Genomic DNA, 22,548 nt, shown 5'->3' with positions numbered 1-22,548 from the left:
TTCCCTGGCCGGGCGCCTTGCCCGGCCGCGGGCGCCGGCTACTCGTTGGCGGCTCGCGGCCGGTCGCCTTCCTCGTACTGGTCGAACAGCGGCGTACGGCCCCGTTCGCGCGCCCGGCGGGCGGAGGCGGCCCGTCGGGCGTCGCTACGACCTCCCCCTTCGGCCTTCTCCTCCTCGCGCGCCGCGTCCCCGTCTCGCGGCTCGGCGCCCCGCGCGGAACCGTCCCCTGCCTCGGCACCGGTCTCCCGGTCCCGGCCGACGGTGCTCGACCGCGCCGAGCTCCAGGCGTCCGGAGCGCCGAGGTCCACGTCGGGGGTGGCCCGGGGCGCGACCGGCGCGGTCACATACGTGGGCAGCGGCACGGGCACCGGGTCCCAGCTGTCGCCGTGTCCGGGCCTGCGCTGGCGCTCGCGCTGCTGGTCGACCCACTCGGCGTGGTCGGTCTGCTCGACGAGGGCGCGCCGGTCGGCGGCGAGAGCGGACAGCCCGGGGTCGGTGGCGCCTGGTTCGGACCCCTCGTCGGGCTCGTCGAGGCCCGCACCGGGGTCGGTGCCGCCGCGACGGCGCGACTGGCGCGCATGCTCACGAAGCCGCTGCGCGGCGGCCTCGGCCTGCCGCCGGTCCATCTGGTAGGCGAAGCGGCGGCGCTCCTGGGACCGCAGATACGCGATGTACCCGCTGAGCAGCACGGCGGGAACGCCGGGCGCCCACAGGAAGGCGAGCCCGCCGACCGCGGCGACGATCGCGCCGAGGGTGAAGGCCAGGAAGAGCATCACGGTGGTGCGGCGACGGCGCGCGAGCACCTTCGAGCGCCGAGCGCGTGCCGCGGCCGCCTCGTCCGAGGGGGCCCGCCGGGCGGCGGGCACCCCCTTGCGCGCCTTGGCCGCGGGGCCGGAGCCCGCTTCGGCGGAGGGTGCGCTCGCGCGTTCGGGTGTCGGCCGGGAACCGTGTTCGGGTGCCGGCTTGCCCCCCTGTTCCCGCGCGGAGTCGCGTGCCGGTTCCGGGCGTGGTGCCTGTACCGGGACCGGTGCCTGGGTCTGCGGACGGGTCGGAGGCATGGCGAAGGCCCGGACGTCCACCGACTCGGTGACGTCGCCCGGGTCATCGGCGCTGGGCTCCCCCTCTTCGGTGGAGCGCGCGCGCAGGTCCTTGGCGTACCGGCGCTCCATCCCCGCCCGTCCGGACAGCAACCGGATGGCTGTGCTGAAGCGTTCCGTCGGACGGGCCTCGTTCAGCTCGTCCTGCCTACGGAGCCACATCGGCACCAAGTAGGCGGCCCAGGCCCCGACAATGACTGCGTAGATGAGGCCGCTGCTGCTCACGCCTCACACGGTAGAGGGGTTTCCGTGAGGCCATCCGCCAATTGAGCCGGTGTGTCGCACGATCTGGCTGATATTTCGAACTTTTTTTGTGACCGATGCGATCAGCAGCCCACCCAGGGCGCGAATTTAATGCCCGAGCCGGTCATCCGGCGATCAATTTCGAACACTTATTCAATTTCCGAGAGGTCTTCGAGCTACGCGGGATTCCCCTGCGGGTTCTGCCGGGAGTTCGGCGCGGAGTTCTCCGGGTTCGAGGGCTGGGTCTTCTGGGAGCGTTCCCTGCGCCAGCGGCCCAGCAACCCTTCCGGGACCTCTTCCGCCGTGAGCGCGAAGACGAGATGGTCCCGCCAGGCCCCGTCGATGTGGAGATATCGCGGACGCAGCCCCTCCTCGCGGAATCCGAGTTTCTCCACGACCCGGCGGCTGGGCCGGTTCTCGGGGCGAATGCAGACCTCGATGCGGTGCAGACCGACGCTGCGGAAACAGTGGTCCACGACCAGCGCCACGGCCGTCGGCATCACCCCGCGGCCCGCGACCGTCTCGTCCACCCAGTAGCCGACGTGCCCCGAGCACATCGAGCCCCAGGTGATCCCGGCGACCGTCAACTGCCCGACCAGCCGTCCCTGGTACTCGATGACGAACGGCAGCATCCGGCCCGAGTTCGCCTCGGAGCGCAGATGCCGGACCATCTGGCGGTAGGTCGGCCGGTGTGCGATCGGCCCGCTGGGCGTGGGCGGCGGAATCGTCGCCTCCCAGGGCCGCAGCCAGTCCCGGTTGCGCCGGTTGACCTCGCGCCAGGCCCGCTGGTCGCGCATCTTTATCGGCCTCAGGACGACATCGCCGTCCCTCAGCACGACGGGCCAGGATGGGCTGTTCAGCTCGCACCCCCACTGCTGGGTCTGGGGTGGTCGCCGCCGCGGATCTGGTCGACGGCGTGGATCAGGAGAGGTTCCAGGACGGCCAGTCCGTCCTTCACCCCGCCACTGGAACCGGGCAGGTTGATGATCAGGGTGCTCCCGGCGACTCCGGCGAGCCCCCGGGACAGCGCCGCCGTGGGCACCTTCTCCCGTCCGAACGCCCTGATCGCCTCGGGAATGCCCGGTACCTCGTAGTCGATCACCGCGCGGGTCGCCTCGGGGGTGCGGTCGGTCGGCGAGATGCCCGTGCCGCCCGTGGTCACGATGACGTCGTACCCGGCGTCGACACCGGCGCGCAGGGCGGCGCCGACCGGGTCTCCGTCGGGCACGACCTGTGGACCTTCGACGTCGAAGCCGAAGCCCTTCAGGCCGTCGGCGATCAGTGGGCCGCCCTTGTCCTCGTAGATCCCGGCGGCAGCCCTGTTGGAGGCGGTGACGACAAGAGCGCGATACGTCATGCCCGGCTCCAGTCGCCCGACTTTCCGCCCGTCTTCTCCTCGACCCGTACGTCCGTGATGACCGCTCCCTTGTCGACCGCCTTCACCATGTCGATCACGGTGAGCGCGGCGACGGAGACCGCGGTGAGGGCCTCCATCTCGACGCCCGTGCGGTCCGTGGTCTTCACGGTGGCCACGATCTCCACGGCGTCGTCCGCGACCGACAGGTCCAGTTTCACACCGGACACCGCGAGCGGGTGACAGAGCGGGATCAGGTCGGGGGTGCGTTTGGCTCCCATGATCCCGGCGATCCGGGCGGTGGCGAGGGCGTCGCCCTTGGGGACCCCCTCGCCGCGCAGCAGCTCGACCACGCGGGGCGAGACGAGGACGCGGCCGCTGGCGCTGGCGGTGCGCGCGGTCACGTCCTTCTCGGAGACGTCGACCATGCGGGCCGCGCCCGCGTCGTCGAGGTGCGTGAGGTGGTCCTGCGTGGATGGGTCCTGCGTGCTCATGCTGGTGTGGCGCTCCCGGTCCGGGCCCGTCGCGGTGCGGCGCACGGGCCTGCTGTGCGCGACACGGTACCGCCAACCTGGGGCGCTCAGCCGAGCAGGACCACCTCGACCTCGGCGCCGGGCTCGACGCTCTCGGTGTCCTCGGGGACGACGATCAGCGCGTCCGCGTGCGCGAGGGCGGCGACCAGATGGGATCCGGCGCCGCCGACCGGCCGCACCGCGCCGTCGGCGTACGTCCCGCGCAGGAACTGTCTGCGTCCCTTGGGCGAGGTCAGCGCCTTGTCGGCGGTCAGGGTCGCGGTCGTCCGGGGCCGGTGGACGTCCTCCAGGCCCATCAGGGCGCGGATCGCGGGGCGCACGAACAGTTCGAAGGAGACGTACGACGACACCGGGTTGCCGGGGAGCGCGAGCAGCGGGATGTGGTCGGGGCCGATGGAGCCGAAGCCCTGGGGCTTGCCGGGCTGCATCGCGAGCTTGCGGAAGTCGATGCCGCTGCCGGCCTCGTCCTCGTCGGCGACATGCGCCAGGGCTTCCTTGACGACGTCGTACGCCCCGACACTCACGCCGCCGGTGGTGACCATGAGGTCGGCGCGGACGAGCTGGTCCTCGATGGCGGAGCGAAGGGTCTCGGCGTCGTCGGCGACGGCGCCCACGCGGTAGGCGATGGCGCCGGCGTCCCGGGCGGCCGCGGTGAGGGCGAAGCTGTTGGAGTCGTAGATCTGGCCGCCGGACAGCTGCTCGTCGGGCTGGACGAGCTCGCTGCCGGTGGACATCACGACGACGCGCGGGCGCGGGCGTACGCGTACCGTGCCGCGGCCGATCGCGGCGAGCAGGGCGATCTGCGGCGGGCCGAGGACCGTGCCGGCTTCGAGGGCGCGGTCGCCGGACTTCACGTCGCTGCCCTTCGCGCGGACGTGCGCGCGTGCCTCGGCCGGCCGGTGGATCTGCACCTGGCCGTGGGCACCCTCGGGGGCCAGGCTGCGGGCGCGCATCCCGGTCACCGGGCCCTCGCCGAGGCCGCCGTCGGTCCACTCCACCGGAACGACGGTCTCGGCGCCGGGCGGCAGCGGGGCGCCGGTCATGATGCGGGCGGCCTGGCCGGGGCCCACCTGGAGCAGCTCGGCCTGGCCCGCCGCGACGTCCCCGACGACTTCGAGCACCGCCGGGAACTCCTCGCTCGCGCCCGCGACATCCGCGACCCGTACCGCGTACCCGTCCATGGAGCTGTTGTCGAACGGCGGCAGGGAGACCGGCACCGTGACGTCGTCGACCAGGACGCAGCCCTGGGCGTCGAGCAGTTGCAGCTCAATGGGTTCGAGGGGGCGGACGGTCGTGAGGATGTCCTCCAGGTGTTCGTCCACCGACCAGAGGTGGTCCTGGCCGACGGGGCGGGGCGCGGGGGTGCTCAACTCGCTACATCTCCTCGGCTACGTAACTGCGAAGCCAGGTCCGGAAGTCCGGGCCCAGGTCTTCACGTTCGCATGCGAGTCTGACAATGGCACGCAGGTAGTCGCCGCGGTCGCCGGTGTCATAGCGACGGCCCTTGAAGACGACGCCGTGCACCGGGCCGCCGACCTTCTCGTCCTGCGAGAGCTGCTGGAGGGCGTCGGTGAGCTGGATCTCGCCGCCGCGGCCCGGCTCGGTCTTGCGCAGTATGTCGAAGATGTGCGGGTCGAGCACATAGCGGCCGATGATGGCGTAGTTGGACGGGGCGTCGGCCGCGGCAGGCTTCTCGACGAGGTCGTGCACCTTGACCACGTCACTGTCCTCGGTGGGGTCCACGGCCGCACAGCCGTAGAGGTGGATCTGCTCGGGCGCGACCTCCATCAGCGCGACGACACTGCCGCCGTGCTGCTCCTGCACCTCGACCATCCGCTTGAGCAGCGGGTCGCGCGGGTCGATCAGGTCGTCGCCGAGGAGGACGGCGAAGGGCTCGTGGCCCACGTGGGGGGCCGCGCACAGGACGGCGTGACCGAGTCCCTTCGGGTCGCCCTGGCGGACGTAGTGCATGGTGGCCAGGTCGCTGGACTCCTGCACCTTCGCGAGCCGGTCGGCGTCGCCCTTCTTCTGAAGGGCCGATTCCAGCTCGTAGTTGCGGTCGAAGTGGTCCTCCAGGGGACGCTTGTTGCGGCCCGTGATCATAAGGACGTCGTCGAGGCCCGCGGACACGGCCTCTTCGACCACGTACTGGATCGCCGGCTTGTCGACGACCGGCAGCATCTCCTTGGGAGTGGCTTTGGTGGCCGGCAGGAAGCGGGTGCCGAGACCCGCTGCGGGGATGACAGCCTTGCTGATCCGAGGGTGGGACTGAGTCATGCCCGCCACCCTATCCGGTGCCTTTGTAGGGAATCTGAGGCTCCGATTATTTGGCTCTCTTATGAGCACATTGGGAAGGGTACGGGAGCGACCAATGAGTCACAGCGGACGTCCGAGCGAGCCTGACAAGCGCGTGTTGCGGCGAGAGATCCTCTCCGTGAGAGACAGGTTGACGGCGGATGACGTGCGGGTATCGGCCACCGCGCTGGCCGGACGGGCGCTGGAGCTGCCCGAGCTGGCGCACGCGCGCGTGGTGGCGGCGTACGTCTCCGTGGGGAGTGAACCCGGCACCCTCGCGCTGCTCGACGCGCTGCGCGCGCGGGGCGTGCGTGTCCTGCTGCCTGCCCTTCTGCCCGACAACGACCTCGACTGGGGCGCCTACTTCGGGGAGGGCTCCCTCGCCCGCGTCCAACACGGCGGAAAGATGGCCCTCTTCGAGCCCGCCGGCGAGCACCTCGGCCCGGACGCGGTGACCGAGGCCGACGTGGTGCTGCTGCCGGGGCTGGCGGTCGACTCGCGCGGGATGCGGCTGGGGCGCGGCGGCGGGTCGTACGACCGCGTCCTCGCCCGTCTGGAACACGCGGGCGCCCGGCCCTCGCTGGTGGTGCTGCTGTACGACTGCGAGGTCGTCGAGCGCGTCCCGGAGGAGCCGCACGACCGGCCGGTGCACGCGGTGGTGACACCGTCGGGGGTGCGCCGCTTCGGGGAACCCTGAGCCCGCCCTGCTCGCGAAGGGGCCCTCCACGCGCGCGTGGAGGGCCCCTTCGGCTGTTCGAGCGTCAGCGGCTCACGGCCTGAGCACCAGGGTGTCGCTGGTGCTCGCCTTGACCGCCTCGTCCGAGAAGGACCAGTCGAGCAGTTCTCCGTTGGCCCACTTGTCGGTCTGGTCGGTGTAGTGGGCGTTGTAGGCGTGCCCGGAGGCGCCGGTGAGGTTGATCCACTTCGACTTGTCGAGGTCGCTGAGGTTGACCACCATCCGCATCGACGGCACCCAGACCACGCCGTAGCCGCCGGCGGCGTTCCAGCCGGAGGCGTTGACCGTGGCCTCGCCGCCGCTGAGCTTCCAGGGGCCGCGGTTGAGGATGTACTGGAGGAAACCGGGGCCCTCGGTGCCGAGGGTCTGGTTCTTCAGGAACAGGCGGTGCAGCCGGCCCCAGCTCCAGGTGTCGATGTCCTTGCCGAGCTTGGCGGTCAGCTCCCAGCGGGCGTCGATCATGGCGCGCTTGAACAGGTCGTCGCGGTTGTGGACCGCTCCCTTGCGGGCGCCCGAGTCGGGCGTCGTCCACCAGTCGCTGTCCTGGTCGTCCATGAGGTTGCGGACCACCTCGAACCAGCGGTCGCCGCCGTCCGGCTGCGCCTGGTCGGCATCGCGCTCGCCGCACTCGCGCACCGTCTCGGTCGCGTCCACGGGTCCCGTGGTGTTGACCGGGTCGACCAGCAGGCACTGGCCCTTGACCCGCAGCTCCTTGGGCAGCTTGTTGCCGAAGGCCAGCTTGAGGATGTTGCGCCAGACCGCGTTGAAGTAAGCGGCCGCCGCCGAGTCGGCGTCCTGGGTGTAGTCCCAGCCCTCGAGGAGCTCCTGTGCCTCCCGGACGGCCGCCGCGTCCCGGACGTGCTTGTCGGAGATGTCGATCTTCAGCAGAGTGGGCACCAGCCACTTGGCGATCTCGCTGCTGTTGTCGAGCTGCATCTGGCGCATGTCCTCGGTGGAGATCTTGCCGCCGCCGTCGATCTTCGACTGGATCAGGTCGTTGATGCGCTGACTGCGGGCGCCGTAGCCCCAGTCCGTGGTGAGCGTGTAGGGGTACGTGGCCTTGTCGACGACCGCCTGGTTGGCGGTGACGATGTAGCCGCGGGAGGGGTTGTACTCGTACGGCAGCTCGTCCTCGTCGATGTAGCCGGTCCAGCGCGACCTGGAGTCCCAGCCCGGTGCCGGGACGGAGCCGTCGTAGCCCTTCGCGCGCGTGGGGATCTTTCCGGGCAGCGTGTAGCCGATGTGGTCCTCGGTGTCGGCGTAGATCAGGTTCTGCGAGGGCACGTCGAACAGGGCGGCCGCGCCGCGGAAGTCGGTCCAGTTCGCCGCCTTGTCGATGGCGAAGACGGCGTCCATGGAGGTGCCGGGGTCCAGTGCGGTCCAGCGCAGCGAGATGCCGTAGCCGTCGCCGCGGTCGGGGGCGGCGGTGTCGACGGTGGCCTTCTTGCCGACCTTCACCAGCTCGGAGCTGCGGTCGGACAGCAGGGGTCCGTTCTCGGTCTCGCGGACGACGATCTTCTCGGGCGAGCCGCCGGCGACCTTGATGGTCTCCTCGCGCGTGGTGAAGGGCACCGTCTTGCCGTCGAGCTGGTAGCCGTCGCCGGAGAGCTTCTCCAGGTAGAGGTCGGTGACGTCGACGCCGGAGTTGGTCATGCCCCAGGCGATGTTCTGGTTGTGGCCGATGATCACGCCGGGCATGCCCGCGAAGGTGTAGCCGCTGACGTCGTACTGGCACTTGCTGGAGACCGCGCGGCAGTGCAGGCCCATCTGGTACCAGACGGACGGCAGCGAGGCCGACAGGTGCGGGTCGTTGGCCAGCAGGGGCTTGCCGGTGATGGTGTGCTTCCCGGCGACGACCCAGGAGTTGGAGCCGATGCCGTTGCCGTTCACGCCGACGGCCGTCGGGAGGCCGTCCAGGACGTTCTGGAGGCCCGCCAGCTGGCTTTGCAGGCCGCTGGTGCCCGAGGCGGAGGCCGTGCCCGCCGTGCCGCTGCCGGACGAGCCCGCGGAGGACGCGGAGCCGCTCTGCTCGAACGTCTTGGTGATGTCGTCGTACTGGCCGGTCTGGACGATCGTCTTGTTCCGGCCGTACGGGTAGTCCGGGTACAGGTCCTGGATCTGCTTGGGGCCGAGGCGGCTGGTCATCAGGGCGCGGTCGATCTCGTCCTGCATGTTGCCGCGCAGGTCCCAGGCCATCGCCTTCAGCCAGGCGAGCGAGTCGACCGGGGTCCACTTCTCGGGCTTGTAGTCGTTGGTGAACCCGAGCGCCGCGTACTCCAGGGAGATGTCCTTGTTGTCCTTGCCGTCCAGGTAGGCGTTGACTCCCTCGGCGTACGCCTGGAGGTACTTCTTGGTGGACGCCGACAGCGTCTTGTCGTACTCCTCCTTGGCGACGCGGTCCCAGCCCAGGGTGCGCAGGAACTCGTCGTTGTCGACCTGGCTCTCGCCGAACATCTCCGACAGCCGCCCGGAGGTCATGTGCCGGCGGACGTCCATCTCATAGAAGCGGTCCTGCGCCTGGACGTAACCCTGCGCCATGAACAGGTCCGCGTCGGAGGAGGCGTAGATCTGCGGGATGCCGTAGCCGTCGCGCTTCACGTCGACGGGCCCGGACAGGCCGGGGAGCGTGAGTGATCCCTTGGTCTGCGGGAAGGAGGCACGGACGGTGCTGATGGACCAGTACCCCCCGTAGCCGACGCCTCCGACAAGGGCCAGCACCAGCACGAGGACGATCAGACGGGCTTTGCGCCCCTTCTTCCTGCCGGACTTGCCGGGCTTCTGACCCGTGGAGGCGGTGGTGTTGGGGGGCATCGCTGTCCTTGCTGTCCTAACGCGAGAGGCAGGCGGTCCTGGAGTGCTGGAGCAACCATAGGCGCAGGGTCCGATCCAACTTGACTCGGACTGGGGAACCAGCACGGACGGACGTTCGATCATGCACCCACTAGCGTCAAGAAATCGTCAAGAGTTAGGTAAGGTAACGAAGTAGTTGGGTGCGGAGAACCGCCACTTCGTGTCCTATGTACGTGAGCCCACGCGCGCGTGCGCGCGGGCCAGGGAAGGGAACGGCCGCTGACTGTCCACGACCTCAACCAGCTCCTGCTCGTCTGCTCGCTCGTCCTGCTCGTCGCCGTCGCCGCGGTCCGGATCTCCTCGCGCAGCGGGCTCCCCAGCCTGCTCGTGTACCTGGGCATCGGCGTCCTCATGGGCCAGGACGGCATCGGCGGCATCCGCTTCGACGACGCCGAGCTGACCCAGGTCATCGGGTACGCGGCACTGGTCGTGATCCTGGCCGAGGGCGGTCTCGGCACGAAGTGGAAGGAGATCAAGCCGGCCCTTCCGGCCGCCACCGCGCTGGCGCTGGTCGGGGTCACGGTGAGCGTCGGGGTCACGGCGGCGGCCGCGCACTATCTGATCGGGCTGGAGGTCCGGCAGGCGCTGATCATCGGGGCGGTCGTCTCCTCGACCGACGCCGCGGCGGTGTTCTCCGTACTACGGAGGATTCCGCTCCCCTCACGCGTGACCGGCACCCTGGAGGCCGAGTCCGGCTTCAACGACGCCCCCGTGGTCATCCTGGTGGTCGCCTTCTCCACGCACGGTCCGATCGAGCACTCGTACGTGCTGCTGGGCGAGATCATGCTGGAGCTCGCCATCGGCGCCGCCATCGGTCTCGCGGTGGGCTGGCTGGGCGCCTGGGGCCTCAGGCACGTGGCGCTGCCCGCCTCCGGTCTCTACCCGATCGCCGTCATGGCCATCGCCGTCGCCGCCTACGCGGCCGGCGCGATGGCGCACGGCAGCGGCTTCCTGGCGGTCTATCTCGCCTCGATGGTCATGGGCAACGCCAAGCTGCCGCACTGGCCGGCCACGCGCGGGTTCGCGGACGGGGTCGGCTGGATCGCCCAGATCGGCATGTTCGTCCTGCTCGGCCTCCTGGTCACCCCGCACGAGCTGGGCGACGACATCCTGCCCGCGCTCGTCATCGGGCTGGTGCTGACCATGGTGGCCCGCCCGCTGAGCGTCGTCGTGTGCCTGGTGCCGTTCGGTGTCCCCTGGCGGGAGCAGGCCCTGATGTCCTGGGCCGGGCTGCGCGGCGCCGTGCCCATCATCCTGGCGACCATCCCCATGGTGAGCGGCATCGACGACAGCCGCCGCATCTTCAACATCGTCTTCATCCTGGTCGTCGTCTACACGCTGCTCCAGGGGCCGACCCTGCCGTGGTTCGCGCGCAAGCTGCGGCTCGGCGGGGAACCCGAGCCCGCCGACCTCGGCATCGAGTCGGCGCCCCTGGAGCGGCTGCGCGGGCATCTGCTGTCCTTCGCCATCCCCGAGGGCTCCAAGATGCACGGCGTCGAGGTCAACGAGCTGCGGCTGCCCGCCGGGTCCGCCGTCACCCTCGTCGTCCGCGAGGGAAAATCGTTCGTTCCGCTGCCGACGACAGTGCTGCGACGCGGGGACGAACTCCTCGTGGTCGCCACGGACCCGGTACGGGACGCCGCCGAGCGCCGGCTGCGCGCGGTGGGGGCGGGCGGCAAGCTGGCCGGATGGCTGGGGACGAACCGGAAGCCCTGATCGCAGGCCGAGCGCCCGTAGTGCTCAGGTTCACAAGGTCAACGGCCCGTGCCCCCTGTACTATGCAGGCGTACCCCTAGATCGAACCACCTCTGCCTGACGCAGAGCTGGCGCGACCGTATGGCGGCCGGGACGTCCCTCCTCAGTGGACGCCGGTATCTACCGCAGTTCCGCGCGACAGGACAGCTCTCGGCGCCGCCCCCCACCCGACGGGGTCGCGCTACCAGGCGGCAGAAAGGCACGGGCCGTGGCGTCCACGGTCACCACCGAGCAGTCGAAGGACTCGCCGGCCTCCTCCCGCCCGGGATACGGACAGCTGCTGCGCACCCGCGGCGCCTGGACGTTCCTGCTCCCCGGCTTCGCGGCGCGCCAGCCGTTCGCGATGCTGACCATCTCCATCGTGCTGCTGGTGCAGCACACCACCGGTTCCTACGGTGCGGCGGGCGCCGCCGCGGCCGTCACCGGCGTCTCCATGGCGCTGTTCGCTCCCTACAGCGGCCGCCTCGCCGACCGCTACGGGCAGCGCGCCGTCCTGCTCCCCGGCGTCCTGGTGCACGTGCTGTCCGGTCTGACGCTGACGGCGCTCGCGCTGGCCGAGGCGCCTCTGTGGGCGCTGTTCGTGGCGGCCGTGCCCACCGGCGCCTCGGTACCGCAGATCGGCCCCATGGTGCGGGCCCGCTGGGGCGTGAAGCTCCAGGGCTCGCCCCTGATGACGACGGCGGCGGCCTTCGAGTCGGTCACGGACGAGCTGACCTTCGTCGTCGGCCCGCTGCTGGCCACCGCCCTGTGCACCGCCGTCGACCCGGCCGCGGGCCTGGTCACGGAGGCCGCGCTCACACTGCTGGGCGGTCTGCTGTTCGCCGCGCAGAAGAGCACCCAGCCGTCGGTCGCCGTCGCCGGGCACGCGCGCGTGGAGCACACTTCCGCGCTCCGCGTCCCCGGAGTGCGCGTGCTGATCGTGACCTTCCTCGGCATCGGTTCCGTCTTCGGCGGCATGCAGGTCTCCCTGGCCGCGTTCACCGAGTCCATCGGCGAACCCGGACTCAACGGCGTCCTGTACGGCACCTTCGCCGCCGGCAACATGCTCTCCGGCATCGTCTGCGGCGCCATCGCGTGGAAGGTGGCCCCGCAGCGCCGCCTCCTCGTCGGATACGCCGCGCTCGCGCTGGCCGCGTCCGGTCTGTGGGCCGCACACTCGGTGCTCGTCCTGGCCGGCCTCGGTCTGCTGGTCGGCATGTGCATCGCGCCCGCGCTGATCACCGGCTACACGCTGGTCGAGAGCCTGGTCCCGGCCGGCGCCCGCACCGAGGCCTTCACGTGGCTCACGGGCGCGGTCGCACTCGGCCAGGCCGCCGCGGTCACCGTCGCCGGACAGCTGGAGGACCGCTTCTGGGGCGGCGCCGGATTCCTGGTGCCGATGGGCGGGACCCTGCTGGCCCTGGCGACCCTGGTGGCACTGCGCTCACGGCTGGTGGCACGGCCCCGCGGCCGCACCGTGGCACGTGGCGTCGGTCACCGCGTGCCGGTGGCAGTGGACTGAGCGGCTGGAATACGTCACTATGGTTCGTCGTTAGCACTCATCGAGTGAGAGTGCCAGGAGGAAGACAGTGCCCACCTATCAGTACCAGTGCACCGAGTGCGGCGAGGGTCTCGAAGCGGTGCAGAAGTTCACCGACGACGCTCTGACCGAGTGCCCCAGCTGCCAGGGCCGCCTCAAGAAGGTGTTCTCCGCGGTCGGCATCGTCTTCAAGGGCTCCGGCTTCTACCGCAACGACAGCCGCGGCTCCTCGTCGAGCAGCTCGCCGGCGTCGTCGAAGTCGTCGACGTCCACTTCGTCGGACTCGTCCTCTTCCTCCTCGACGTCGTCCTCTTCGTCGTCCTCGGAGTCGAAGTCGTCGAGCGCGGGCACCTCCTCCAGCAGCTCCGCCGCGTAAGCATTTCCTACGGGCACGTAGGACGCACTTCTTACGGGACCCTGTCGCCCTCCGGCGACGGGGTCCTCTGCGTTTGCGGGTGCGGTTAGGGTGCGGACATGGCGAACAAGGCGAACGTCGAACTCGGCGTGATCGGTGGCTCCGGCTTCTACTCGTTCCTCGACGACGTGACCGAGATACAGGTGGACACCCCGTACGGGCCGCCCAGTGACTCCCTCTTCCTCGGCGAGATCGCCGGCCGCCGGGTCGCCTTCCTGCCCCGGCACGGACGCGGGCACCATCTGCCACCGCACCGCATCAACTACCGGGCCAACCTCTGGGCGCTGCGCTCGCTCGGCGCCCGCCAGATCCTCGGCCCCTGCGCGGTCGGCGGCCTGCGCCCCGAGTACGGGCCGGGCACGCTGCTGGTGCCGGACCAGCTGGTCGACCGTACGAAGTCCCGGGTCGGCACGTACTTCGACGGGCTGCCGCTGCCCGACGGCTCCGTGCCCAACGTGGTGCACGTCTCCCTGGCCGACCCCTACTGCCCCACCGGCCGCGCGGCAGCGCTGAAGGCGGCGCGAGGACGGGACTGGGAGCCGGTCGACGGCGGCACGCTGGTCGTGATCGAGGGGCCCCGCTTCTCGACCCGTGCCGAATCGTATTGGCACCAGGCTCAGGGCTGGTCGGTGGTGGGCATGACCGGCCACCCCGAGGCGACGCTCGCCCGTGAACTCGAGCTCTGCTACACGTCCTTGACGCTGGTCACCGACCTCGACGCGGGCGCCGAGACCGGCGAGGGCGTCTCGCACGACGAGGTGCTGCGGGTGTTCGCGGCCAACGTGGACCGACTGCGGGGGGTGCTGTTCGACGCGGTGGCCGCGCTGCCGGCGAACGACGAGCGGGACTGCCTGTGCGCGACGGCGCTGGGTGGGATGGATCCGGGGTTCGAGCTGCCGTAGCCGCAGGAGCGGCGTGGATGTGGAACGTCTCGTACGAGTGAGGGAGTTGTCCACAACCGGCCAGTAGCCCACCGGCTCCGGCGGGCGACGGCGCGATGCCCCATCGTGGCTTCGCAAGCCGATCTCTCGCCGCAGGTGGTGGTTCTCATGCCGTTCAACCCGTCTCCGACCTCTCCTTCTCCCTCTCCCTCTCCCTCTCCTTCTCCCTCTCCTGCCCCTTCGCCTTCGCCTTCTCCTTCTGTCGCTCTGCTCCCGCCGGGCACGGACGCTCCGGCCACGTGCGAGGTGCCGCTCTTCGCTCCCGTGCGGGTGCGGGGCGGGTGGTATCAGTTGCGTCGGCTTCTACGGCATCGCAGGCGGGCCGCGGCGGCGGGGCTCGCCGTCACCGCGGCCGCGCTCGTGGCGGCCGGGCCCGGGGAGACCGGCCGCCACGAGCGCGGGCATCCGGTGGCGGAGCCGGTTCGCCAGCACCGGGCAGTCGAGCGGGTGTCCGCGCCGGTGCGGATCGCCGACGGGGCCACCGTGCGGCTGCTGCGGCCCGGTGACCGGGTCGATGTGATCGCCGCGGAGGAGAACGCGCCGGGCGGGGGCGGCGCCGAGGTGGTCGCGCGCGGGGCGCGGGTGTCGAAGGTGCCGGAGCCGCTGGACGTCGCGGCCGAGAGCGGGGCACTGGTGGTGCTGTCGGTGCCGCGTGCCGCGGCGGCGCGCCTCGCGGGCGCGAGCGCTACGGCGCGGCTGGCGGTGACGCTGTGCTGAGCTGCTGGATCGCACATGTCGTGCACATGGTTCTTATCGCCCTGTCAAGGCCCTCGTTCAGGTGGTGCAATTGGACAGGATGGCCTAGCCCTGACGTAGGTTGCGGAGCTGTTCGTTTCCACAACCTGCGCATACGAGGAGAGGCTCCGCGGTGAGCGAGAAGAAGGAACCGAGCGTCTGGGACGGCTTCAAGGCCTTCCTGATGCGCGGGAACGTCGTCGATCTGGCAGTAGCGGTGGTCATCGGCGCCGCGTTCACCAACATCGTGAACGCGGTGGTGAAGGGGATCATCAGCCCGCTGGTCGGAGCGATCGGCACCAAGAACCTCGATCACTACAGCTCGTGCCTGAGCTCGTCGTGCGCGGGCGACCAGGGCATTCGGATCCTGTGGGGCTCCGTCCTCGGCGCGGCCCTCAGCTTCGTGATCACCGCGGCCGTCGTCTACTTCCTGATGGTCCTGCCGATGTCGAAGTACCTGGCCCGCGCGGAGGCCCGCCGCAAGGCGAAGGAGGGCACCCAGGAGGTCATCGAGGTGACCGAGCTGGAGGTCCTCAAGGAGATCCGCGACGCACTGGTCGCCCAGCGCGGCTCGGGGCACGACCAGCGGTAACGGCTCAGATGTGGTGGGGCGGCTTCTCGTCGAGGAAGCGCTTCAGATCGGCCGCGCTGTCACCGTTGGCGCGCGGCCGCTCGCCCCAGCCACCGTCGGTGTCGTCCGAGGACTGCTGGTCCAGCGGATCGTCGAAGATCAGCGCGGGCTTCGGCTCGCGCGGCTCGGAGGCGGGGGCGGTGCTCATACGTCCAGGGTACGGCCCGCACGGCGACGGCCTTCCCGACGGCGGTCCGGGATGCTTGCGTGCTGGTGATCCCTTCGCAGGAAATTCCGCGCCTGATCTGCTGTGCTTGACCCCATGACGTCCCGTTCGACTCCCGCGCCGGACTCCCCCCGCCCGCCCGGACACCGCCGTCCCCTGCGTCGGCTCACGGCCCGGGGCCGCGGTGAGGCGCACCGTGCCGCCACTCCGCTGGAGCTCTTCTTCGACCTGTGCTTCGTCGTGGCCATCGCCCAGGCGGGCGTCCAGTTGGTGCACGCCGTCGCGGAGGGGCACCCGGGCGAGGGGATCCTCAACTACGCGATGGTGTTCTTCGCCATCTGGTGGGCCTGGATGAACTTCACTTGGTTCGCCTCTGCCTACGACAACGACGACGTCCTCTACCGGGTCGTCACCCTCGTCCAGATCGCCGGTGTCCTGGTCCTGGCGGCCGGCGTCACCCAGGCGTTCGAGGACCACGACTACCTGGCCGTTGTGCTCGGCTATGTGATCATGCGGCTCGCCCTCGTGACGCAGTGGCTGCGCGTGGCCAGGTCGTGTGACGGCCCGGAACGAAGGATGGCCCTGCGGTACGCCTGCGGTGTACTGCTGTGTCAGATCGGCTGGGTGGGCCTGGTGGTGCTGCCCGAGGACGCCAGGCCCTGGGTGTTCCTGGTGATGGCGGTCCTGGAGATGTGTGTGCCGCCGTTCGCGGAGAAGGTCCATCCGACGTCCTGGCATCCGCGTCATATCGCCGAGCGGTACGGGCTGTTCACGATCATCGTGCTCGGCGAGACCATCGCCGCGGCCACGATCGCCGTGAAGACCGGCATCGACGAGAACGACGCGTTGGGCGACCTGATGCCGATCGCCGCGGGTGGACTGTTGATCATCTTCGCCGCGTGGTGGATCTACTTCGTGGTACCGATCCACGGCCATCTGACCTCCAACAAGCAGGCGTTCCTGTGGGGTTACGGCCACTACGTGGTGTTCGCCTCGGCGGCGGCGATCGGCGCGGGCCTGGAGGTGGCGGTCGAGCAGGCCGTCCACAAGGCGCACATCTCGACGCTGGCCGCGTCGGCGGCGGTGACCCTGCCGACGGCGCTGTATCTGCTCAGTGTGTGGGCGCTGCACTCTCGCTACTTCAAGGTGGGCATCGCCCAGCAGCTTGTGCTGCCGACCGCGGCCCTGCTGGTGATCTGCTGCACCTTCCTGGGCGACTGGGCGGTGCCGGCGGCCGGCCTGGTCTCGGCGGGGGCGGTGGCGACCGGGGAGACGCTGACGGCACGCAGGTCGGGCCGGGTGCGCAGGGAGGCGACGGCACCGGTCGGCTGACGCGAGACGCGCCGCATCCCGCGGAAGCCTTGCGGGGCGGCCTCGGGGGGCTGGACGACACTGGGTTCATGACAGTTGACGCTCTGACAGACGTAGCCGGGCTGCGGGTGGGGCACGCGACGCGTACCGGCGACGGTTGGCTCACCGGCACCACGGTGGTCCTGGCGCCCGAGGGCGGTGCCGTCGCCGCCGTGGATGTGCGCGGTGGCGGGCCCGGCACCAAGGAGACCGACGCGCTCGATCCGCGCAACCTCGTGCAGAAGGTCGAGGCGATCGTGCTGACGGGGGGCAGCGCGTACGGGCTCGACGCGGCGTCCGGGGTGATGGCCTGGCTGGAGGAACACCAGCGCGGGGTGCGCGTGGGGGCGGATCCGGCGCATGTCGTGCCGGTGGTGCCCGCCGCCTGCGTCTTCGATCTCGGCCGGGGCGGCGACTTCCGGGCGAGGCCGGACGCGGCCACAGGGCGGGCGGCGGTCGAGGCGGCCGCGGCGAGCGAACCGGGCGCCGCGGTGCGGGAAGGCTGCGTGGGCGCCGGTACGGGAGCCACCGTCGGACCGGTCAAGGGCGGGATCGGCACCGCGAGCATCGTGCTCGACTCGGGAATCACGGTCGCGGCGCTGGTGGTGGCCAACGCGGCCGGGTCGGCCGTGGAGCCCGAAACCGGGGCGTTGTACGGCGAGTTGCTGCGCGGGCGGGTGGACTGTCCGGCGGAGGACGTCCATCGGGCCGCGCGTCTGCGCCTGGCCGAGATCGCGGCGAAGAACGCGCCACCTCCGCTGAACACCACCCTCGCCGTGGTCGCCACCGACGCGGACCTGTCGAAGGCGCAGGCGCAGAAGCTGGCCGGGACCGCGCACGACGGCATCGCGCGCGCCGTGCGGCCGGTGCATCTGCTCAACGACGGGGACACCGTGTTCGCGCTGGCCACCGGGGAGCGCCCGCTGGACCCCGGGCATCCGCTCGCGCTGAACGAGCTTCTCGCGGCGGGCGCGGACGTGGTGACGCGGGCGATCGTGCGGGCCGTGCGCGCGGCCGGTTCGGTGGACGGCCCGGGTGGGGCGTGGCCGTCGTACGGGGAGTTGTACGGCGAGGCGTAGCGGGCGGGTTGAAGCGGCGGTGTCTGTTCCGCGCGGCGATTGTCGCGGTTCTGTCACGTGATGGCATTCACCGCGAACGCTGGGAACCCGGTCCGGCGACGGTGGCCTCTTCCACCGTGGAACGTAACGGATCCCGCGGATCGCATGAAGATGGAGCAGATCTTGACAACGCCGGACATAGCAGCGCGGCGCGCACTGGGGGCCTGTGCCGCCCTGATGATCGGCGCCCTGACGCTCACCGCCTGCGGTGGCAGCGCCAACGCCGACAACAACGACAAAGGTGGCAAGGACTCCGCCAAGACGTCCGCCGCGAAGATCGTGATCTCGGCGAAGAACGGCTCGACCGGGGCGTCGATCAACACGACCGGCGTGAAGGTCAGCGACGGCAAGCTGACCGACGTGAAGATGACGGTGGCGGACAGCGGGCAGGCCGTGCCGGGTTCGCTGTCCGCCGACGGGGGCAGCTGGCAGCCGAAGGAGCAGCTGGAGCGGGGCACCAAGTACGCGATAGCGGCCACCGCGAAGGACGGGGACGGACGCACCACGGCCGCCGACTCGACGTTCACCACGGTCTCTTCGGCCAACAGCTTCATCGGCACGTACACGCCCGACGGTGGCACCACGGTCGGTGTCGGGATGCCGGTGTCGTTCAGGTTCGACAAGGCGATCGGCGACAAGAAGGCCGTGCAGTCGCACATCAACGTCACCTCCAGCAGTGGGCAGAAGGTGGTCGGGCACTGGTTCGGGACGCAGCGGCTCGACTTCAGGCCCGAGGAGTACTGGAAGGCCGGCTCCAAGGTCACGATGAAGATCGACCTGGACGGCGTCGAGGGCGCGAACGGCGTCTACGGCGTGCAGAAGAAGACGGTCACCTTCACCGTCGGGCGCTCGCAGGTCTCCACGGTCGACGTCGACACGCAGACGATGACGGTCGTACGGGACGGCAAGACGATCAAGTCGGTGCCGATCTCGGCGGGCAGCTCGGAGTTCTCCACCTACAACGGGCAGATGGTGATCTCCGAGAAGTACAAGAAGCTGCGCATGGACAGCCGTACGGTGAACCTCGCCGACGCCTACGACATCAAGGACGTGCCGAACGCGATGCGTCTGACGACGTCGGGCACCTTCCTCCACGGCAACTACTGGTACAACAAGGGCAATCCGCCCTTCGGTCGCCAGGGCACGAGCCACGGCTGCGTCGGCCTGCAGGACGTGCGGGGCGGGCAGGGCGACACGCCCTCCAAGTGGTTCTACGACAACTCGATCCTCGGCGACGTGGTGATCGTCAAGAACTCCCCCGACAAGAACGTGACGCCGGACAACGGGCTCAACGGCTGGAACATGGCGTGGAGCCAGTGGGTCGCGGGCAGCGCCGCCTGATCCACTCACCATCCCTGAAGTACCGTCCGAACAGTGATTCTTGACGATTCGTCGGGCCGCGCGGGAACTTCTCGCGCGGTCCGCGCGTTTTACCGGACGTACGTTTTCTCGGATCCCGGACATGATGTCCGACCGAGGGGCTACGGTATGCACCCACAAGGTGACATGCAGCAACGCCGGGAGAAACCTTGAGCGTTCCGTACGAGACGGCAGCGTACGAACCACCCGAGTCGCCGGAGTCTCCGGAGGAGCACCTCGCGCGACTCCTCGGCCGCGCCCTGAACTCCTTCGAGCTGCCCGACGAGGCGATACGGCGGCTCGACTGCGCGCTGGCTCATGACAGCTCGCTGCACTCCGCGCACCACAGCGCCGGGCTGCACCGAGAGACGTACCGGCACACCTGGCTGCTCGCCGACGGCTCGGCGCTCACGCTGTGGGAGCTCGTCCACAACACCGCCCGGGGCCGCGAACCGCAGCACGAGGTGTACGCCGACGAGGAGGAGCTGCGCGCCGCGACCGCGCGGCTGCCGCTGCCGCCGGACGCCCCGGATTTCGAGCTGCCGGTGACGGTGCAGTTGTCGACGATCCCCGCGCCCCGGCACGCGTATGCGCCGGACGACTCGCCGGACCACGCGCGCCGGCTGCTGCGCCGGGCGGAGAACCCGGACCGGCCGGGCGCGGAGACGGCTGCCTTACTGACCACGGCGTGCGCGCACCAGATCACCCAGGCGTTCGGGCGCCCGTGCCGTGCGGGCCGCGCCGGTCTGTGCTTCTCGCTCTACGAGCACGCCTTCCTGCTGCGCGACGGCGAGGAGGTCTCCCTCTGGGAGGTCGAGCACACGGCGACGCCCGACGGGCGGCACATGTGCGAGGTGTACGTCAGCGAGGACGCGGCGCGCGATGCGATGGAGCGCCGGGCGGCGCAGGTGTCGTAACGCCGACTGTGCCGCTCAGCGGCCGTCGTTGAGCTGTCGTACCAGTCCCGCGAAGGCGTCGCGTTCCGCCGGGGTGAGTTCGACGGCCTCCAGGTCGGGGGCGGTCTGCCGCTGGCGCGGAAGGCCGGAGAGCGTCCCGTCGGGGGTCCGGCGAAGGTCCGCCTGGCGGTACTGGCGCAGCAGGCGGGCCAGCCCCGTCACCCACAGTGCGACCACCAGGGCGAGCACGACGGGACCCAGCAGCTGGAGGATCGAGACGTTTTCCGGCATACGCCCCAGTACACACCACGGTCCGGACCACTCGGCCCGGACCGTGACGTATCTCGCAGGTGCCGTGAACAACTCACAGCACCCCAAAGGGACAAGCGTGAGCCCGCCCGGCGGAGGGCCTACGCCGCCACCGGCTGCTTCGCCTCCGCGGCCGCGGCCGCCGGGGACTCGGCGGCCGGGGTGCCCTCCAGGGCCGTCTTGCGCATGCCCTTCAGCAGGATGACCAGGCCGGCCGTGACCGCCGTACCGGCCGCGATGGCCAGCAGGTAGAGGAACGGCTTGCCGATCAGGAAGGTAACCCAGACACCGCCGTGCGGGGCGCGCAGGGTCGAGCCGAAGGCCATGGTCAGCGCACCGGTGACCGCGCCGCCCGCCATGGAGGCCGGGATCACGCGCAGCGGGTCCGCCGCCGCGAACGGGATGGCGCCCTCGGAGATGAAGGAGGCACCCAGCACCCAGGCCGCCTTGCCGTTCTCGCGCTCGGCCGTGGTGAACAGCTTCTTGCGGACCGTGGTGGCCAGGGCCATGCCCAGCGGCGGGACCATGCCCGCGGCCATCACGGCCGCCATGATCTTCATCGCGGAGTCGCTCGGCGCCGCGACCGAGATGCCGGATGTCGCGAAGGTGTAGGCGACCTTGTTGACCGGGCCGCCCAGGTCGAAGCACATCATCAGGCCGAGCAGGACGCCGAGCAGGACGGCGTTGGTGCCGGAGAGGCTGCCCAGCCAGTCGGTCAGGCCCTTCTGCGCCTCGGCGATCGGCTTGCCGATGACCACGAACATCATGAACCCGACGACCGCCGAGCCGACCAGCGGGATCACCACCACCGGCATGATGCCGCGCATCACCGGCGGGATGTTGATCCGCTGGATGCCGAGGACCACAGCACCGGCGATCAGGCCGGCGGCCAGACCGCCGAGGAAGCCCGCGCCGATCGTCAGGGAGATCGCACCGCCGACGAAGCCGGGCACGAGTCCGGGCCGGTCGGCCATGCCGTAGGCGATGTATCCGGCGAGGACCGGCACGAGGAAGCCGAAGGCCGCGACGCCGATCTGGAACATCAGGGCGCCCCAGCTGTGGACCTGGCTCCAGTCGAAGTGCTCGATGACGGGCTGGGCCTTGTCGATCCGCCAGCCGCCGATCGCGAAGCCGAGGGCGATCAGCAGACCGCCGGCCGCGACGAACGGCACCATGTAGCTCACGCCGGACATCAGCCACTTGCGCAGCTTGGTGCCGTAGCCCTCGCCGGCCTCGCCGGAGCGCTCGACGGGAGAGCCGTGCCGGGCGGCCGCGGTGGCCTCGCCACGCTCGGCCTTGCCGCGGACCTCGGCGATGAGTTCGGCCGGGCGGTTGATGCCCGCCTTCACACCGACGTCGACGGTCGGCTTTCCGGCGAACCGGTCCTTCTCCCGTACGGCCACGTCATGCGCGAAGATCACGCCGTCCGCCGCCGCGATGACGGCCGGGTCGAGCCGGGTGAAGCCGGCCGAGCCCTGCGTCTCGACGACGAGTTCGACGCCCGCCTCACGGCCCGCGTTCTCCAGCGACTCGGCCGCCATGTAGGTGTGGGCGATGCCGGTCGGGCAGGAGGTGACGGCGACGATACGGAAGGGGCGCTCGCCGGCCGTTTCGGCGGGGGACTCGGAGGTGGTGCCCGTGGCGGCGTCGGCGGAGGCCGCCACCGACGACGCCACGGAGTTTTCGGAGGGAGCGGAACCGGTGGCCTCGGGCGCCGGGGGCTCCTCGCCCCGGATCAGCGCCGCCGCCGACGCCGCGTCGCCCGCGGAGCGCAGCGCGTCCGTGAACTCGGCGTTCATCAGCTGCCGGGCCAGCGACGACAGGATCGTCAGGTGGGCGTCGTCCGCACCCGCCGGAGCGGCGATGAGGAAGATCAGGTCGGCGGGGCCGTCCGCGGCGCCGAAGTCGATGCCGGCGGCGCTGCGTCCGAAGGCGAGCGTCGGCTCGGTGACGTGGGCGCTGCGGCAGTGCGGGATGCCGATACCGCCGTCGAGGCCGGTGGGCATCTGTGCTTCGCGCGCGGCCACGTCGGCGAGGAAGCCCTCCAGGTCGGTCACCCGGCCCAGGGCCACCATGCGCTCGGCGAGGGCACGCGCCGCCGCTTCCTTGGTGTCGGCGGACAGGTCGAGATCGACCAGGTCCGCGGTGATCATGTCGCTCATCGCGGGCTCCTTCGCACGCGTATCGCCCGGGGAGTCTGGTGGGCGGTGAAGGGGACGGGGGTGCCGTGGGGGGAGGTTCGGGTG

General features: G+C 70.7%; 21 protein-coding genes. 11 read left to right on the top strand and 10 right to left on the bottom strand.

Annotation, left to right across the window (positions count from 1 at the left end):
* Positions 1-38: 38 nt before the first annotated feature.
* The 6 genes from glpR to galU all read right to left on the bottom strand — a co-directional run bounded on the left by glpR (position 39) and on the right by galU (position 5,504).
* Complete coding sequence (gene glpR, locus KUM44_RS00670) at positions 39-1,322, bottom strand: gephyrin-like molybdotransferase receptor GlpR (protein ID WP_217205419.1); 1,284 nt, start codon at positions 1,320-1,322, stop codon at positions 39-41.
* Positions 1,323-1,516: 194 nt separating this feature from the next.
* The gene (locus tag KUM44_RS00665) at positions 1,517-2,176 is read right to left on the bottom strand and encodes a GNAT family N-acetyltransferase (protein WP_217205417.1); all 660 of its coding nucleotides are present in this window, start codon (positions 2,174-2,176) and stop codon (positions 1,517-1,519) included.
* A gap of 20 nt (positions 2,177-2,196) precedes the next feature.
* Positions 2,197-2,697, bottom strand: coding sequence for a molybdenum cofactor biosynthesis protein B (locus KUM44_RS00660; RefSeq protein WP_217205415.1), 501 nt, complete (start codon positions 2,695-2,697; stop codon positions 2,197-2,199).
* Positions 2,694-3,188 (bottom strand): cyclic pyranopterin monophosphate synthase MoaC, encoded by a 495-nt coding sequence (moaC, locus tag KUM44_RS00655; RefSeq protein WP_217205413.1) that lies wholly within the window; start codon positions 3,186-3,188, stop codon positions 2,694-2,696. The genes KUM44_RS00660 and moaC overlap by 4 nt, the downstream gene beginning before the upstream one ends.
* An 86-nt stretch (positions 3,189-3,274) precedes the next feature.
* Positions 3,275-4,597: a gephyrin-like molybdotransferase Glp gene (gene glp / locus KUM44_RS00650; RefSeq protein ID WP_217205411.1), complete on the bottom strand. Its 1,323-nt coding sequence runs from the start codon at positions 4,595-4,597 to the stop codon at positions 3,275-3,277.
* A 4-nt stretch (positions 4,598-4,601) separates the two neighbouring features.
* Positions 4,602-5,504 (bottom strand): UTP--glucose-1-phosphate uridylyltransferase GalU, encoded by a 903-nt coding sequence (galU, locus tag KUM44_RS00645; RefSeq protein ID WP_217205410.1) that lies wholly within the window; start codon positions 5,502-5,504, stop codon positions 4,602-4,604.
* Between the two features lie 94 nt (positions 5,505-5,598).
* Here galU and KUM44_RS00640 point away from each other — a divergent pair, with 94 nt between their 5' ends.
* A complete protein-coding gene (locus KUM44_RS00640; protein ID WP_217205409.1) occupies positions 5,599-6,219 on the top strand; it encodes a 5-formyltetrahydrofolate cyclo-ligase in 621 nt (206 codons plus the stop codon).
* A gap of 72 nt (positions 6,220-6,291) precedes the next feature.
* Here the strand turns inward: KUM44_RS00640 and KUM44_RS00635 are convergent, their stop codons facing one another.
* On the bottom strand, positions 6,292-9,069 hold the full coding sequence (locus KUM44_RS00635) for a penicillin acylase family protein (RefSeq protein WP_217205408.1): 2,778 nt from the start codon (positions 9,067-9,069) through the stop codon (positions 6,292-6,294).
* 228 nt (positions 9,070-9,297) lie between these two features.
* Here KUM44_RS00635 and KUM44_RS00630 point away from each other — a divergent pair, with 228 nt between their 5' ends.
* The 6 genes from KUM44_RS00630 to mscL all read left to right on the top strand — a co-directional run bounded on the left by KUM44_RS00630 (position 9,298) and on the right by mscL (position 15,065).
* Entirely contained in the window at positions 9,298-10,824 is a 1,527-nt protein-coding gene (locus KUM44_RS00630; RefSeq protein WP_217205406.1) for a potassium/proton antiporter, read from the top strand.
* 247 nt (positions 10,825-11,071) lie between these two features.
* Positions 11,072-12,364 (top strand): MFS transporter, encoded by a 1,293-nt coding sequence (locus tag KUM44_RS00625; protein ID WP_217205405.1) that lies wholly within the window; start codon positions 11,072-11,074, stop codon positions 12,362-12,364.
* A gap of 67 nt (positions 12,365-12,431) precedes the next feature.
* The gene (locus KUM44_RS00620; RefSeq protein WP_217205403.1) at positions 12,432-12,758 is read left to right on the top strand and encodes an FmdB family zinc ribbon protein; all 327 of its coding nucleotides are present in this window, start codon (positions 12,432-12,434) and stop codon (positions 12,756-12,758) included.
* Between the two features lie 98 nt (positions 12,759-12,856).
* Positions 12,857-13,699 (top strand): S-methyl-5'-thioadenosine phosphorylase, encoded by an 843-nt coding sequence (locus tag KUM44_RS00615; protein WP_217205401.1) that lies wholly within the window; start codon positions 12,857-12,859, stop codon positions 13,697-13,699.
* Positions 13,700-13,846: 147 nt separating this feature from the next.
* Positions 13,847-14,455: a hypothetical protein gene (locus KUM44_RS00610; RefSeq protein ID WP_254388847.1), complete on the top strand. Its 609-nt coding sequence runs from the start codon at positions 13,847-13,849 to the stop codon at positions 14,453-14,455.
* A 151-nt stretch (positions 14,456-14,606) separates the two neighbouring features.
* Positions 14,607-15,065 (top strand): large conductance mechanosensitive channel protein MscL, encoded by a 459-nt coding sequence (gene mscL, locus KUM44_RS00605; protein ID WP_217205399.1) that lies wholly within the window; start codon positions 14,607-14,609, stop codon positions 15,063-15,065.
* Between the two features lie 4 nt (positions 15,066-15,069).
* Here mscL and KUM44_RS00600 read toward each other — a convergent pair whose 3' ends face one another.
* On the bottom strand, positions 15,070-15,252 hold the full coding sequence (locus tag KUM44_RS00600; protein ID WP_217205397.1) for a hypothetical protein: 183 nt from the start codon (positions 15,250-15,252) through the stop codon (positions 15,070-15,072).
* A gap of 114 nt (positions 15,253-15,366) precedes the next feature.
* Between KUM44_RS00600 and KUM44_RS00595 the strand changes: the two genes are divergently transcribed.
* From KUM44_RS00595 to KUM44_RS00580, 4 genes are all read left to right on the top strand, one after another.
* A complete protein-coding gene (locus KUM44_RS00595) occupies positions 15,367-16,602 on the top strand; it encodes a low temperature requirement protein A (protein ID WP_217205396.1) in 1,236 nt (411 codons plus the stop codon).
* Positions 16,603-16,670: 68 nt separating this feature from the next.
* A complete protein-coding gene (locus tag KUM44_RS00590; protein ID WP_217205394.1) occupies positions 16,671-17,699 on the top strand; it encodes a P1 family peptidase in 1,029 nt (342 codons plus the stop codon).
* Positions 17,700-17,861: 162 nt separating this feature from the next.
* The gene (locus KUM44_RS00585; RefSeq protein ID WP_217205390.1) at positions 17,862-19,079 is read left to right on the top strand and encodes an Ig-like domain-containing protein; all 1,218 of its coding nucleotides are present in this window, start codon (positions 17,862-17,864) and stop codon (positions 19,077-19,079) included.
* 188 nt (positions 19,080-19,267) lie between these two features.
* Positions 19,268-20,014 carry a DUF6227 family protein gene (locus tag KUM44_RS00580; protein WP_217205383.1) on the top strand — a complete coding sequence of 249 codons (747 nt, stop codon included), beginning with the start codon at positions 19,268-19,270 and terminating at the stop codon, positions 20,012-20,014.
* A gap of 15 nt (positions 20,015-20,029) precedes the next feature.
* Here the strand turns inward: KUM44_RS00580 and KUM44_RS00575 are convergent, their stop codons facing one another.
* On the bottom strand, positions 20,030-20,284 hold the full coding sequence (locus tag KUM44_RS00575) for a hypothetical protein (RefSeq protein WP_217205381.1): 255 nt from the start codon (positions 20,282-20,284) through the stop codon (positions 20,030-20,032).
* A 119-nt stretch (positions 20,285-20,403) separates the two neighbouring features.
* The gene (locus KUM44_RS00570) at positions 20,404-22,464 is read right to left on the bottom strand and encodes a fructose-specific PTS transporter subunit EIIC (RefSeq protein WP_217205379.1); all 2,061 of its coding nucleotides are present in this window, start codon (positions 22,462-22,464) and stop codon (positions 20,404-20,406) included.
* Positions 22,465-22,548: the final 84 nt, after the last annotated feature.

Origin of the sequence: Streptomyces sp. AC550_RSS872, from assembly GCF_019049285.1 — a bacterium.
Lineage (GTDB): Bacteria > Actinomycetota > Actinomycetes > Streptomycetales > Streptomycetaceae > Streptomyces.
This window is presented reverse-complemented; position numbering and strand designations above follow the sequence as displayed.